We start from the raw sequence: 14608 nt of genomic DNA, 5'->3' as shown, positions 1-14608 counted from the left end.
GTGGGCCACATCGGCCCACGCCTTCAGGGATTGTTTATGAACCAGCGACCGGGCAATCAATTGTTCGATGCCTATTTCACTGCCCGCGACATGCGTGAAGTGTTCTGCGATCAGGGCCGGGTTCAGGCCATGCTCGATGTCGAAGCGGCATTGGCGCGAGCGCAAGCACAAGTCGGCTTGATTCCGCACACCGCTGTCGCGCCTATTGAAGCGGCCTGTCAGGCCGGGTTTTATGATTTTGCCGCACTGGGCGAGGCGATTGCCACGGCCGGTAATTCGGCGATTCCGCTGGTCAAGGCATTGGGCAAGCAAGTTGCCGCCAGCGATGCCGAGGCCGAGCGTTACGTGCATCTGGGCGCCACCAGTCAGGACGTCATGGACACCGGTCTGGTGTTGCAACTGCGCCAGGCACTGGCGTTGATCGAACGAGACCTGGCGCAGCTGGGCGAAACGTTGGCGACCCAAGCGTTGCGCTACGTCGCCACACCGCTGGCTGGCCGCACCTGGTTACAACACGCGACGCCCGTCACCCTGGGCATGAAAATCGCCGGCTGGCTGGGCGCTGTCAGCCGCAGCCGACAACGACTGCAAGAACTCAAGCCGCGCCTGTTGGTGCTGCAATTCGGCGGCGCTTCCGGGACCCTCGCGGCCCTCGGCGACCAGGCGATGCCGATTGCCGAAGCCTTGGCCGGTGAGCTGCAACTGACGTTGCCGGAGCAACCCTGGCACACCCAGCGTGATCGGCTGGTGGAGTTCGGCGCGGTGCTGGGTTTGATCGCCGGCAGCCTCGGCAAGCTCGGCCGTGACATCAGCCTGTTGATGCAGACCGAAGCGGGGGAGGTGTTCGAACCCGCGGCGCCGGGCAAGGGCGGTTCCTCGACCATGCCGCACAAACGCAACCCCGTGGGCGCGGCGGTGCTGATCGGCGCGGCCACTCGCGTACCCGGTTTGCTCTCGACCTTGTTCAGCGCGATGCCTCAGGAACACGAGCGCAGCCTGGGCCTGTGGCATGCCGAGTGGGAAACCCTGCCGGAGATTTGCTGCCTGGTGTCGGGCAGCCTGAAACAGGCGTTGCTGGTGGCCGATGCTCTGGAAGTGGACGCCGAGCGCATGGCCCGCAATCTCGACCTGACCCAAGGCCTGGTGCTCGCCGAAGCGGCGAGCATCGTCCTGGCCCAGCGGGTCGGCCGCGATACTGCACACCATTTGCTGGAACAGTGCTGCAAACGCGCCGTGGCGCAACAGTGTCATCTGCGCGCAGTACTGGGCGAGGAACCGCAAGTGACCGCGCAGCTTTCTGCCGCTGAACTGGATCGTCTGATGGACCCCGCCAACTACCTCGGTCAGGCCCATACCTGGGTCGAGCGAGCGGTGGCTGAACATTCTGCATTGACTGCCTGAAGGAGACTGCTGTGGCTTTCGTACAACTCGCCGATGGCGAACTGCACTACCAAATTCAAGGGCCGGTCGACGCGCCCGTACTGGTGTTGTCCAACTCTCTGGGCACCGACCTGCACATGTGGGACGCGCAAATGGCGGCGTTCGCCGAGCATTTTCGCGTGCTGCGTTTCGACACTCGCGGGCATGGCAAATCGCTGGTGACGCCGGGGCCGTACAGCATCGAGCAACTGGGGCATGACGTGCTGGCGCTGCTGGATGCGCTGAACATTGAGCGTGCACATTTCTGTGGGTTGTCGATGGGCGGTTTGATCGGCCAGTGGCTGGGGATCAACGCCGGCGAACGCCTGCATAAACTGGTGGTGTGTAACACGGCCGCGAAAATCGGTGATCCGTCGGTGTGGAACCCACGGATCGAAACCGTATTGCGTGACGGTCCGGCCGCGATGGTCGCGTTGCGTGATGCGTCGATTGCGCGCTGGTTCACCGCGGATTTTGCCCAAGCCAATCCAGCGGTGGCGAAGCAGATCACCGACATGCTCGCGGCCACCTCGCCTGAAGGTTACGCGGCCAATTGCGCCGCAGTGCGCGACGCCGATTTCCGTGACCAGTTGTCCTCGATCAAGGTGCCGATGCTGGTCATCGCCGGCACCGAAGACGCGGTCACGCCGCCGTCCGGCGGGCACTTCATTCAGGAGCACGTGCAGGGCGCCGAGTACGCCGAGTTCTACGCTGCGCACTTGTCCAACGTCCAGGCCGGCGACGCTTTCAGCGTGCGGGTGTTGGCATTTCTGGCAGGCCACTGAGGATATTCTTTTGGACGAGAAACAACGTTACGACGAAGGCCTGAAAGTTCGTCGCGCGGTGTTGGGCGATGCCCACGTCGACCGCAGCCTGAACGCCCTGACCGAGTTCAACTCGGAGTTCCAGGAGATGATCACCCGCCACGCGTGGGGCGACATCTGGACCCGTCCGGGCCTGCCGCGCCACACCCGCAGCCTCATCACGATTGCCATGCTGATCGGCATGAACCGCAACGAAGAGCTCAAGTTGCACCTGCGCGCCGCCGCCAACAACGGCGTGACGCGAGGCGAGATCAAGGAAGTGATCATGCAGAGCGCGATCTACTGCGGGATTCCGGCGGCCAATGCGACGTTCCATTTGGCTGAGTCGGTGTGGGATGAGCTGGGAGTCGAGTCTCGGGAGTGATCCTTGGGATTTATGTTGCTTGACCCACCGCCATCGTCGTTCCGACGATGGCGGTGGGTCTGCTTGCATCAATGCTGAATGTCACACCGTAGCGACAATGAAAATCCGCTTGAACGGAAACAGCGTGCGCCCATCGCTCTCATGCGGGTAATGCGCATGTACCCGCATCATGAAGTGGTAGATGAATCGCGCCTGCTCGTTGTCCCTCAACGCTTGCATCACCGACCGCAAAGCCGACACCTTGATCCAGTCATAAATCGGCGATTTGCCATCCACGACCTGCAACTGTTCGGTCTCCCAGATATCCAGCGTACGGGTGATGGGCGAGAGCAACCGGTGATAACTTTCCAGCGACAGTAACGGCCGCGCAGCGAGGGCTTCGCGCATCTGCGGCGTGCCCAGCGGTTTGCCGTCGGGGCCGCCATCGTCAAGGGTGTCCAGCATCAGCTGATACCACACCGCGTCCCGCCAGTCGGGCATGTGCGCCGCCAGACAACCGCCCGGATTGAGATAACCCAGCAGGCGCGGCAGCAGGTGTTCGTGATCGCCGATGAAATGCAGCACAGCGGCGGCAAAGAGCAGATCGGCAGGTTGCTCTGGTTGCCAGGTTTGTAGATCGCACTGCTTCCAGTGCGCCTTGATCGGTAAACACTTGGCTTCCTGAAGCATTTGCTCCGAACAGTCGACACCCATGAGGTGCGCGCGGGGCCAACGCTTGGCCAGTACTTGCGTGGCAATGCCAGTGCCACAGCCCAGGTCATAAATGCGTGTGGGGTGTTGGAGTTCGACACGGTCGAGCAGCTCGTTCACCGGTCGTTGTCGAAGCCTTGAGAATTGCTGGTAGGCCTTGGCGTCCCAGTCGGTTTTGGCATTGCATGTTGGCTGCAGGTCGGTGCTCATGAGGTTGTCCTCTCTGGCGATTCAAAGTTGTCTTCCAATGACGTTGAGGGTTTTAAGTAAAAACCCCACACCTCTTCGCGTATCGGGCTCGCGCAACAGTTTCAGTAGTTGATAAAAGCCGGGGGGCTGCTCGTTTTCTGCACTGTCGGCTTTTGCCGCACGCACGGCGTTGCTGACAGTCCAGGTGGCCGCTGTGGCGTTCTCGAAAAGCTGAGCCAGTTTTTCCACCATCGGGGCGTCCAGCAAATCGACGACGTCGCTGACCAGCGACAGCAGGTCTATCAGGTTGTCTACCCGACCACTGTCAATCAGTGGTTTGAGCTTCGCCATCAGTGCGGACTCATTGGCTACTTCCATCACATTCACTCCTCCCTGTGCAGGGTCAAAGCATTCCACGGGCGACCGCCCAGTACAGACCGCGATTGAATCCGTTTCTGAGTAAACCGCCGAGTTTGGTGGGAGGTGTCGGCAGAACATCGTGGCAGTAGTCATACCAAAGCGGCATTCCCGCATTCAGGCCCATTTGTGCCACGGCCTGAACTCGTCCGTCGTACACGGCAATGGGGGAGCCCAGTCGAATTTCGCCGGCGATATTGTTGGCAATCACAGGTGCCTGGTTATGGCAGGCGCCGCCGGCTTTACTCACAGGCAGGTCGACGGTGTCACCGATGACATAGACGTTTTCCAGGCCATAGACCTGCAACGTTTCATGGTGGGTCGGCAACCAGCCTTCGTTGTTGGGAGCGTGTGATGCGCCACACTCCAGCACGGCGTCCACGGCCCGGATCGGTGGGGTCGCCATGAGGATGTCGAACGGTTGTTCCTCACCTTCTTCGGAGTAGGCCATTTTCTTGTCGGGATCGACCCGCTTCAGGGTGAAGCCGCGTTTGAAACGGATGTTTTTCTGCTCAAAAATGCCTGACAGAATTTCTCCGGTCGGCCGTTGCAGGAACAGACAGTTGCGCATTAATTGCGCGGTTGTCGGGTAGGTGTAGACGATCTCTACATGATTGCGCACGCCCCTGCGTCGCAAGTAGTCATCCAGCATCAAGGTGGTTTCAACGGGGGCGATTCCGCATTGATGCGGGACATTCGGCGTTTGCGGGAACGACACCGTGATAAAGATACGACCTTTCTGGATCGTGCTCAGGCGTTGCGCCAGTTGCCGGGCGGGCTTGTACTGATAGAAATGGTCACCCGCTTCCTTCAAACCTTCGATGCGTTCCGGCGCCGGTACGCAACCGGTGGCAATGACTAAAAAATCATAGCCGTATTGCTTGCCGCTGCGGGTGTACAGATGTTGGCGGTTGAAATCGAAACGAGTGACTTCCTCAACGTGAAACTCGATTTCCGGACGCAGCAGTGAGCGTTCCGGACGCTTGAGTTCTTCCTGAAAAAACAGGTTGAACGCCACATACATGAAGGCAGGTTTATAGAAGTGATCGGGGGAATTGGACAGCAGTGCAATCGAGACTTCGCCGCGCAGGATTTCTGGATACAGCTTGCTGGCCAATTGATTGGCCAACAGGGTTCCACCGACGCCGCCACCGACGATAACTATTCGCTTGCTCATACCTGACCTCCGAGGTCATGGCAGCTTCGCGTACAGCATCCGGAGATAACGGAAGGAAACAGGGGCTCCTACATCAGGGCTGGAGAATTAAACACGCAAGTTGACTGTATCTGCCAGCGTGCAAATCGCCAGTGCCTACCGACAAGTGGTGAGAAGCAAGCGACCGCTTATCGCCTGCGGTCGCTGCCTGAGCCTCGTTACAAGAGGCTGATCGGATAGCTGACGATCAGCCGGTTCTCGTCGAACTCGTTATTGCTGTAGTCGCGGCGCATGGTCGAGTTGCGCCATTTGACGTTGAGGTCCTTGAGCGCGCCGCTCTGCACGGTGTAGCCCAATTCACTTTCGCGGCCCCATTCCTTGCCGTCGGTGATGTTGCCGGTGTGCACGTTGTCGCCGCTGATGTAGCGGTTCATCAGGGTCAGGCCGGGAACACCGAGGGCGACGAAGTTGTAGTCATGCCGCACCTGCCAGGATTTTTCCCGGGCGTTGTCATAACTGGAGTTGTAGCTGTCGTTAGCCAGGGTACCGCCGCTGGTGCCGTTGACGCGCATCCAGGCGCTGTCGCCAGTGAGTTTTTGCAGGCCGACGTAAAAGGTGTTGCCGCCGTACTTGGCCGAGAACAGGCCATAAAAGGTTTTGTTGTCGAGGTCGCCGGCCCGGGCGCTGCCGTCGTCCTTGCCATAGAAGAAACCGAGGTTGGCGCCCAGGGTCCAGTCGCCCAGTGGCTGGCTGTGAATCAGGTTCACGAACTGCTGGCTGTAGATGTCCTTGAGTTCGGCGTTCCACAGACCGATCTGCGTGCGCTTGTCGTTGAACACGTATTCGCCGCCCTGGAAGTTGAAGCGGTCAGAGGTGAAGGCGGGTTTTCCGGTCATCGACATGTCGTTCATGCTGCTGTCATCGCGCGGACTGTTGGCGCGGAATTGGCCGCCGTAGAGCGTCAGGCCGGTGATTTCCTTCGAGGTGATCTGGCCGCCACGGAAAGTTTGTGGCAGCGAACGGCCGTCGTCCGAGCGCAGGATCGGTAGTACCGGCATCCATTCACCGACTTTCACTTCGGTCTGCGACAGCTTGGCCTTGAACGCCACGTTGGTGCGGCCGAAGTTGTCGGCCGGGCGACCATCGTGGTCCAGCGGCAGCAACTGCGTTCCCCCCGTGCCTTTACCGCCGTCGAGTTTCACCGAGTACAAGCCCAGCACATCCATGCCGAACCCGACGGTGCCTTGGGTGAACCCGGACTTGGCGTCGAGAATGAAGCTTTGTGTCCACTCTTCAGCCTTGCCTTGAGCCTTGGTCGGGTTGGTGAAATTGCGGTTGATGTAGAAGTTGCGCAGGTTCAGGTTGACCTTGGCGCCGTCGACAAACCCCGATTCCTCGGCCATCACAGGCAGGGCTGCGCTGGCCAGGGCGATGGCGATCAGGCCGGGAAAATAATACTGCGTGGTGGAAGGCGTCATGGGGCGGTCTCTCTAATTGTTAGGGATGAAACAGGGCGCTGCCGCAACGTCGGTGTTGCAGACAAAGAGTTCGAAGTTGTGAAAATCGGAACGGATCAGCCGGACAGGGCAGGGCGCGGAGGCATGGTGTCGAACCTGATGTTATTGGTCTTGTGGGGGCTGATGGTGCCGGGAATGAACCAAATGGTTCAATTGGCAAAAGCGGGTTTTGGGCGATTATCGAACATATGTTTGCGTGGGTTTTTGTGATGTATGCACGGGCCCCATCGCGAGCAGGCTCGCTCCCACAGGTTCAGAGGGGGTCACAAGTTTCGAGTTCGACACGGACACTGTGGGAGCGAGCCTGCTCGCGATGAGGCCAGCGCTGACAACACAATATCTCCCGCAGACAACAAAAAGCCCACCAAAAGGTGGGCTTCTTGTTTACAGCGCGATCAGAACAATTTCATCTTCGGCGCGTCTTCTTTCAGCGGTTCGACTTTCGCCGTCTGCTCATTCCAGCCACCGCCCAAGGCCTTGTACAGATTGACCGCACTTACCAACTGCGCCAGGCGATCAGTGATCAACACTTGTTGCGCGTTGAACAGCTGACGCTGGGCGTCGAGGAAGGTCAGGTTGCTGTCGACACCAATGCGGTAACGACGCTCGGCCAGGCGGTAGTACTCCTGGTTGGCGGTGACGTTGTCACGCTGCGCCTGCAACTGGTCGGTGTAGGTCAGGCGGGCAGCCAGGCCATCGGCGACTTCCTGGAAGGCCGTTTGAATGGATTTCTCGTAGTTCGCCACGCCGATGTCTTTCTGGATTTTCGAGTAATCCAGGCTGGCGCTCAGGCTGCCGGCGTTGAAGATCGGCAGGTTGATCTGCGGCGAAAACAGCCAGGTGCCCGAACCACCCTTGAACAGACCGGACAAGTCCGGGCTCAGGGTGCCGGCGTTGGCCGTCAGGCTGATGCTCGGGAAGAACGCAGCCCGTGCCGCACCGATGTTGGCGTTGGCAGCTTTCAGGTTGTATTCGGCCTGGAGGATGTCCGGACGACGTTGCAGCAAGTCCGATGGCAGACCGGCGGGCACGTCACTCAGCAAATCTTCAGACAGCGGTTTGGCGGCTTGCAGGTTGGCCGGGAGGCCGGTGCCGAGCAGCAGCACCAGGCTGTTTTCATCCTGGGCAACCTGGCGGGTGTACTTCGCCAGTTGAACCCGGGCGGTTTCCACCGAGGTGCGCGACTGGGCCAGGTCCAGCGCCGAAGCCACGCCGACCTCGTTGCTGCGCGCGGTGAGCTTGTAGCTCTCCTCGAACGCAGCGAGGGTGTCCTGGGTCACTTTCAGCAATTCCTTGTCGGCTTGCCAGGCAAGGTAAGCGTTGGCCACGCTGGCCACCAGGCTGATCTGCGTACTGCGCCGACCTTCTTCGGTCGCGAAGTACTTCTGCAGCGCTTCTTCGCTGAGGCTGCGAACCCGACCGAACATGTCGAGTTCATACGCGCTGATACCCACGGTGGCCGAGTAGGAACTGCTGATGCCCGCTTCGCCAGTCTGCGAGGCCCTTGCCGGAACGCGCTGACGACTGCCGGTGCCATTGGCCGACACGGCCGGGTACAGGTCGGCGCGCTGGATGCGGTATTGGGCCGCGAACGCATCGATGTTCAGGGCCGCGACGCGCAGGTCACGGTTGTTTTCCAGCGCAACCTGGATCAGCTGTTGCAGCGCCGGGTCATGGAAAAACTGCTTCCAGCCTTGTTCGGCGGCAGCCTGGGCAGGTGCCTGGGCCGGCGAATACGCCGGACCTTGCGGGTATTGCGCTGCCACCGGTGCTGCGGGCTGCTGATAGTCAGGAATCAGCGAGCAGCCACCGAGTACGAAGGCCGCGACGGCTAGGGAGAGTAGCGACTTGCTCATTGGCCAGCCTCTTTAGAAGGTTCAATAGCGTCATCCTGGTCGGCGATTTTGCGCTGGCCCATGGACGACACGGTGACGAAGAACAACGGGACCCAGAAGATCGCCAGAATCGTGGCGGTGAGCATACCGCCAATTACCCCGGTACCGATCGCATGTTGGCTACCCGAACCTGCACCTGTGGAAATTGCCAGGGGCACCACACCAAGAACGAACGCGAGCGAGGTCATGACGATCGGTCGCAAACGCATGCGGCAGGCTTCGATCGCCGCATCGCGCAGGCTGCGCCCCTGTTCATGCAACTCCTTTGCAAATTCGACAATCAGAATGGCGTTTTTCGCCGCCAGACCGATAGTCGTCAACAGGCCCACCTGGAAGTACACGTCGTTGGACAGACCTCGCAGGCTGGTGGCCATCAGCGCACCGATGATCCCCAGCGGCACGACCAACATTACTGCGATCGGAATCGACCAGCTTTCATACAGCGCCGCCAGACACAGGAACACCATCAGCAGCGATAGCGCATACAACGCTGGCGCTTGCGAACCAGACAGGCGTTCCTCGTACGACAGACCCGTCCAGGAAATACCGACACCGGCCGGCAGTTTCTGGGCGATGGCTTCGACTTCGGCCATCGCTTCACCGGTGGAGTAGCCAGGCGCCGGGGCACCGAGGATTTCCATCGCCTCTACACCGTTGTAACGGGCCAGTTTCGGCGAACCGTAGATCCATTCACCCTTGGCGAAGGCGGTGAACGGCACCATCGCGCCGTCGCGATTGCGCACGTACCACTTTTTCAGGTCTTCAGGGCTCATGCGCGCACCGGGCTGGCCTTGCACGTAAACCTTCTTCACCCGACCACGGTCGATGAAGTCGTTCACATAGCTACTGCCCAGGGCAATCGACAGGGTGTTGTTGATGTCGGCGATGGTAATGCCCAGTGCACTGGCCTTCTCGTCGTCGATTTCCAACTGGTATTGCGGCTCGTCGTTCAGACCGTTCGGGCGCACTTGCGACAGCACTTTGCTCTGTGCCGCCATGCCGAGGAACTGGTTGCGGGCCGCCATCAGTTTTTCGTGACCGATACCGGCACGGTCTTGCAGGAACACGTCGAAACCGGTGGCGTTACCCAGTTCCAGAACCGCCGGTGGCGCAAATGCGAACACCATGGCGTCGCGGAAGGTAAAGAAGTGCTGCTGGGCGCGGGCCGCAACCTTGAACACGTTGTTGTCGGCGTTACGCTCGTCCCACGGCCGCATCATGATGAACGCCATGCCCGAACTCTGGCCACGGCCGGCGAAGTTGAAGCCGGTCACGGTAAACACCGAGTTCACCGCATCGCCTTCACCGCCATCCTTGCTTGGACGCAGCAGGAATTCACGCATCTGGTCCACGACCACCTGGGTGCGCTGAGAAGTCGAACCGGCCGGGGTCTGCACTTGAGCGAACAGTACGCCCTGGTCTTCTTCCGGCAGGAACGCCGTTGGAATACGGGTGAACAGCCAGATCATGCCGACCAGGATCAGAAGGTACGCCAGCAGGTACGGAATCTTGTTCGCAAGCATATTGCCCACGCCGCGTTCGTAGCTGCGTACGCTTCGGTCGAAGTTGCGGTTGAACCAGCCGAAAAAGCCGCGTTTCGGTACGCCGTGTTCACCTTTCGGAATGGCCTTGAGCATGGTGGCGCAAAGTGCCGGGGTGAAGATCAACGCGACCATCACAGACAGCGCCATGGCCGAAACGATGGTGATCGAGAACTGCTTGTAGATCACGCCAGTGGAACCGCTGAAGAACGCCATCGGCAGCAGTACCGCCGACAGCACCAGGGCGATACCGACCAGTGCACCCTGGATCTGCCCCATGGATTTCTTGGTGGCCTCCTTGGGTGACAGGCCTTCTTCGCTCATGACCCGCTCGACGTTTTCCACCACGACGATGGCATCGTCCACCAGCAAGCCGATGGCCAACACCATGCCGAACATGGTCAGGGTGTTGATGCTGAAACCGAACGCCGCGAGGATCCCGAACGTACCAAGCAATACCACCGGCACTGTCATCGTGGTGATGACCGTGGCGCGGAAGTTTTGCAGGAACAGGAACATCACCAGGAACACCAGCACGATCGCTTCGACCAGGGTTTCAACCACACCCTTGATCGACTCGGTCACCACGGGCGTGGTGTCGTACGGGAACACCACTTCCATCCCTTGCGGGAAGAACGGCTTGAGGCTGTCGATGGTCTTGCGCAGCGCTTTTGCGGTATCGAGGGCGTTGGCACCGTTGGCCAGTTTCACTGCGAGACCGGAAGCCGGCGCGCCGTTGAACTGGGCGTTGATGCTGTAGTTCTCGCCACCCAGGCCGACGTCGGCGACATCTTTCAAACGAACCTGGGAGCCGTCCTTGTTGACCTTGAGCAGGATTTTGTTGAATTGCTCAGCGGTCTGCAGACGGGTCTTGCCGATGATCGTCGCGTTCAGTTGTGTGTCGGGCATGGCCGGCAGGCCGCCGAGTTGGCCGGACGAGATCTGCACGTTTTGTGCGGCAATGGCAGTCTTGACGTCTATCGGGGTCAGGCTGAAGTTGTTCAGCTTGGCCGGGTCGAGCCAGATACGCATGGCGTATTGCGAGCCAAACACCTGGAAGTCGCCCACGCCGGCTGTCCGCGAAATCGGGTCCTGCATGTTGGACACGATGTAGTTGGACAGGTCGTCCTTGGTCATGCTGCCGTCACGCGAAACCACGCCGATCACCAGCAGGAAGTTCTTCACTGCCTTGGTGACGCGGATACCTTGCTGCTGCACTTCTTGCGGCAGCAGCGGGGTGGCCAGGTTCAGTTTGTTCTGGACCTGAACCTGCGCGGTGTCGGAGTTGGTGCCTTGCTCGAAGGTCGCGGTGATCGTCATGGTGCCGTCGGAGTTACTTTCCGAAGAGACATAACGCAGGTTGTCGATACCGTTGAGCTGCTGTTCGATGACCTGAACCACGGTGTCCTGCACGGTTTGTGCGGAAGCGCCCGGGTAGGCCACGGAGATGGCAATCGCCGGAGGCGCAATGCTCGGGTATTGGTTGATCGGCAGTTTGAGGATCGATAGTGCCCCGACCAGCATGATCACCAGGGCGATTACCCAGGCGAAAATCGGACGGTCGATAAAAAATTTGGACATGGTTTACTCCCCTTTGCCGCTGGAAGCCTTATCAGCTGCCTGTGCGGGGGCCGGGTTCTTTGCGCCAACGTTAGTCGCCTCACTGGCTTTGACTTCGACGCCAGGTTTGACGTATTGCAATCCTTCGGTGATCAGGCGATCGCCGGCTTTCAGGCCATCCTCGATCAGCCATTGGTTGCCGACGGTACGGCTGGCCTTGAGCTGACGCAATTCGACCTTGTTGTCCGCACCGACGACCAGCGCCGTCGGCATGCCTTTGAGGTCACGCGTTACGCCTTGTTGCGGGGCCAGGATTGCGGCGCTGTTCACACCGGATTGCAACTGGGCGTGAACAAACATACCCGGCAGCAAGGTGTGGTCAGGGTTGGGGAACACGGCACGCAGCGTGACCGAACCCGTGGTCTGGTCAACCGAGACTTCGGAGAACTCGAGCTTGCCTTCCAGCTTGTACAGGCTGCCATCTTCGAGGGTCAGCTTGACGGCGGCAGCGGTGTCGCCGGCCTTTTGCAGACGACCGCTTTCCAGCTCACGGCGCAGCTCAAGCAGCTCGACGGACGACTGGGTGACGTCGACGTAGATCGGGTCCAGTTGCTGGATCACGGCCATCGGATCGGCCTGGCCGCTGGTGACCAGCGCGCCTTCGGTCACATTCGAGCGGCCGATGCGGCCGGAGATCGGTGCGTAGACCTTGGTGTAGCGCACATTGATCTGCGCGTTTTGCAATGCGGCTTCCGACTGCAAGCGGTTGGCGACGGCCGTGTCGTATTCCTGACGGCTGACGGCTTGCTCGTTGACCAACTGCTTGTAGCGATCGGAGATCGACTTGGTCTGTTGCAGGTTGGCTTCGGCGCTTTTCAGGGTGGCTTCATAAACGGCCGGATCGATCTGATACAGCTGCTGGCCGGCCTTGACGTCGCCGCCTTCCTTGAACAGACGCTTGAGAATGATGCCGTTGACCTGAGGGCGGACTTCGGCAATGCGGAACGCGCTGGTACGCCCTGGAAGCTCGGACGTCAGGGTGAACGCTTGAGGTTGCAGGGTGACAACGCCGACCTGAGGGGGTGGGGCGGCTTGTGCTGTCTCTTCCTTTTTGCAGCCGCTAAGCAGCGATGCCAGGGCGAGGGCAGTGACCAGAGCGGTAACAGCTGGCTTGAATTGCATGAAGATCCTCGGGTCAGGCGCGCTAGAAACGCACTAGAAATGTGAAAGGGTAAAAAATCGGTACCGGGTGGATAAGTAGCTTGCTAAGGAATATACTTACGTTCATGGTTGTTTGTAAATACCTTGGCTGCGTACCCACTCCGTTACAAAAGCCGTTCAAAGGTTGGAATTGTATGTAGGGGACGATGCCCAAGAGCGCTCGCCCCACTTTTATTCAGCGGATATCCGGTCATCGCCGAAGCATCCTGATTGAGGTTTTACTGCCATGGTCCGTCGTACCAAAGAGGAAGCTCAAGAAACCCGCAGCCAGATACTCGAAGCGGCAGAAAAAGCCTTTTTTGAAAGGGGCGTGGCGCGCACGACGCTGGCGGACATCGCGACCCTGGCCGGCGTGACCCGCGGCGCCATCTACTGGCATTTCAGTAACAAGGCCGATCTGGTGCAAGCGATGCTGGACACCTTGCAAGAGCCGCTGGATGAGATGGCGCGGGCCAGCGAAAGCCAAGATGAGCTCGATCCTCTTGGCTGCATGCGCAAGCTGCTGATTCATTTGTTTCATCAAGTTGCACTGGACCCGAAAACCCGACGCATTAATGAGATTTTGTATCATAAGTGCGAATTCACCGATGAAATGTGCGACCTGCGTCAGCAGCGCCGAACGGTCAGCCTCGATTGCAACGTGCGAATCGCCCTGGCCTTGAGTAATGCGGTGAATCGCGGGCAAATGCCCGAGGACCTCGACACGGCCCGCGCGGCGGTCAGCCTGCACGCCTACATCGATGGCATGCTGTATCAGTGGCTGTTGGCGCCGGACAGTTTTCTATTGCACACCGACGCCGAACGTTGGGTCGATGCAGGGTTGGACATGCTGCGCTTGAGCAGCAGCCTGCGCAAATGAAACAAAGTGCGTAATTGGATCCGGTCCTGTCAACCAATAAGGCAGGCCTGACCCCCGTCAGCGCCAGCGTCATTGCAATGGGGTGCTTTTATATACGCACACTCGCCAGGTTGAAAGGTAGCGAGCTACGTAATTTGTAGTGATTTTGTGACGTGGGTTTGAATCGGCTGAACCGTGTCACCGACTCAGTCGCAGGAGGTCAGCGCTCGCTGCACCTCCTGGCTGAGTCAGTGTTAACCGGACGGGTTGTTCGCAACCATCAGCCCAAGGTGATTTCCACCTCGAAGTTGAAGGGCTCCTCATCACTCATGTGGGTGATTTTGGTCGAGCAGTTGACCCGGGATGTACCAATCGAAGTGACGGTGTTTTTTACGCTCGGTTTATGAGTTGGCGTTATCACACCGAAGGAAGTGTTCATAATCATGCCCAGATCAAAACGCACCCCGATAGTCTTGTCGCCGAAGTCGATAAATTGATTGAACATGATTTTGTTTTTCGGCCAAGGGTACGCGTAAGTGTAGGCGAACTCCGATTTGAACGCCGTTTCTTCTTGCGGCATAAGTTGGAACGACTCACGCTCTGATTGGCGCAATGGCAAACTGGTTTGCGCCATCTTGAATGTGTGGGGAGTGTTGTTGATGATTTTGATAATGACCCGGGTTTGTTTCGGATCTGCCTTCTGATTTCGCCAGTGCTCGATCTGTTGTTCCAGAGCGAGCCTCGACTCCGTCCGGTCCAGAAAGCCAATCAGTTCGACCTTGGCCTTACCCACCAGCTCATCCAGCAACGCCTGGTTTTCCTTGCTGAGCAGGAACGGTGAAAGCTGATAAAGAATGCCGATCGAGGTAGCGCTGAAGAACGAGAATATATCGCTGTAAGCGTCGGGGGTTTCGTTGTTGATGTTTTCAATGTTGGTCATGTCGATTCCTTTCGATAGAAGTGTTGTAGAACAGCAG

At 59.1% G+C, this 14608-nt stretch carries 12 protein-coding genes; 4 read left to right on the top strand and 8 right to left on the bottom strand.

Annotated elements, in window-relative coordinates; all coding sequences use genetic code 11:
- Positions 1-36: 36 nt before the first annotated feature.
- Genes QRN31_RS03330 through pcaC form a run of 3 tightly spaced genes read left to right on the top strand, consistent with a single transcriptional unit; the run spans position 37 to position 2607 of the window.
- Positions 37-1401: a 3-carboxy-cis,cis-muconate cycloisomerase gene (locus QRN31_RS03330; RefSeq protein ID WP_285430176.1), complete on the top strand. Its 1365-nt coding sequence runs from the start codon at positions 37-39 to the stop codon at positions 1399-1401.
- 11 nt (positions 1402-1412) lie between these two features.
- Positions 1413-2204, top strand: coding sequence for a 3-oxoadipate enol-lactonase (pcaD, locus tag QRN31_RS03325; RefSeq protein WP_285430175.1), 792 nt, complete (start codon positions 1413-1415; stop codon positions 2202-2204).
- 10 nt (positions 2205-2214) lie between these two features.
- Positions 2215-2607 carry a 4-carboxymuconolactone decarboxylase gene (pcaC, locus tag QRN31_RS03320; protein ID WP_008147336.1) on the top strand — a complete coding sequence of 131 codons (393 nt, stop codon included), beginning with the start codon at positions 2215-2217 and terminating at the stop codon, positions 2605-2607.
- Positions 2608-2688: 81 nt separating this feature from the next.
- Here pcaC and QRN31_RS03315 read toward each other — a convergent pair whose 3' ends face one another.
- The 7 genes from QRN31_RS03315 to QRN31_RS03285 form a co-directional block, all read right to left on the bottom strand.
- Positions 2689-3507: a methyltransferase domain-containing protein gene (locus QRN31_RS03315; RefSeq protein ID WP_285430174.1), complete on the bottom strand. Its 819-nt coding sequence runs from the start codon at positions 3505-3507 to the stop codon at positions 2689-2691.
- A 21-nt stretch (positions 3508-3528) separates the two neighbouring features.
- A complete protein-coding gene (locus tag QRN31_RS03310) occupies positions 3529-3864 on the bottom strand; it encodes a DUF1641 domain-containing protein (RefSeq protein ID WP_285430388.1) in 336 nt (111 codons plus the stop codon).
- 25 nt (positions 3865-3889) lie between these two features.
- Positions 3890-5080 carry an NAD(P)/FAD-dependent oxidoreductase gene (locus QRN31_RS03305; RefSeq protein ID WP_285430173.1) on the bottom strand — a complete coding sequence of 397 codons (1191 nt, stop codon included), beginning with the start codon at positions 5078-5080 and terminating at the stop codon, positions 3890-3892.
- A gap of 197 nt (positions 5081-5277) precedes the next feature.
- On the bottom strand, positions 5278-6537 hold the full coding sequence (locus QRN31_RS03300; protein ID WP_285430172.1) for an OprD family porin: 1260 nt from the start codon (positions 6535-6537) through the stop codon (positions 5278-5280).
- A gap of 434 nt (positions 6538-6971) precedes the next feature.
- Positions 6972-8432 (bottom strand): efflux RND transporter outer membrane subunit EmhC, encoded by a 1461-nt coding sequence (emhC, locus tag QRN31_RS03295; protein ID WP_222590086.1) that lies wholly within the window; start codon positions 8430-8432, stop codon positions 6972-6974.
- Entirely contained in the window at positions 8429-11593 is a 3165-nt protein-coding gene (gene emhB, locus QRN31_RS03290; RefSeq protein WP_285430171.1) for an efflux RND transporter permease subunit EmhB, read from the bottom strand. The genes emhC and emhB overlap by 4 nt, the downstream gene beginning before the upstream one ends.
- A gap of 3 nt (positions 11594-11596) precedes the next feature.
- Positions 11597-12754, bottom strand: a complete 1158-nt coding sequence (locus QRN31_RS03285; protein ID WP_222590088.1) for an efflux RND transporter periplasmic adaptor subunit — start codon at positions 12752-12754, stop codon at positions 11597-11599.
- Between the two features lie 265 nt (positions 12755-13019).
- Here QRN31_RS03285 and emhR point away from each other — a divergent pair, with 265 nt between their 5' ends.
- Complete coding sequence (emhR, locus tag QRN31_RS03280; RefSeq protein ID WP_285430170.1) at positions 13020-13652, top strand: efflux system transcriptional repressor EmhR; 633 nt, start codon at positions 13020-13022, stop codon at positions 13650-13652.
- 259 nt (positions 13653-13911) lie between these two features.
- Here the strand turns inward: emhR and QRN31_RS03275 are convergent, their stop codons facing one another.
- Positions 13912-14571, bottom strand: a complete 660-nt coding sequence (locus QRN31_RS03275) for a hypothetical protein (protein ID WP_285430169.1) — start codon at positions 14569-14571, stop codon at positions 13912-13914.
- Positions 14572-14608 lie beyond the last annotated feature (37 nt).

The sequence above is a fragment of the Pseudomonas sp. fls2-241-R2A-110 genome, assembly GCF_030209165.1.
GTDB lineage: Bacteria > Pseudomonadota > Gammaproteobacteria > Pseudomonadales > Pseudomonadaceae > Aquipseudomonas.
Note: the sequence above shows the minus strand (reverse complement) of the source record. Positions and strands in the feature narration are given on the sequence as shown.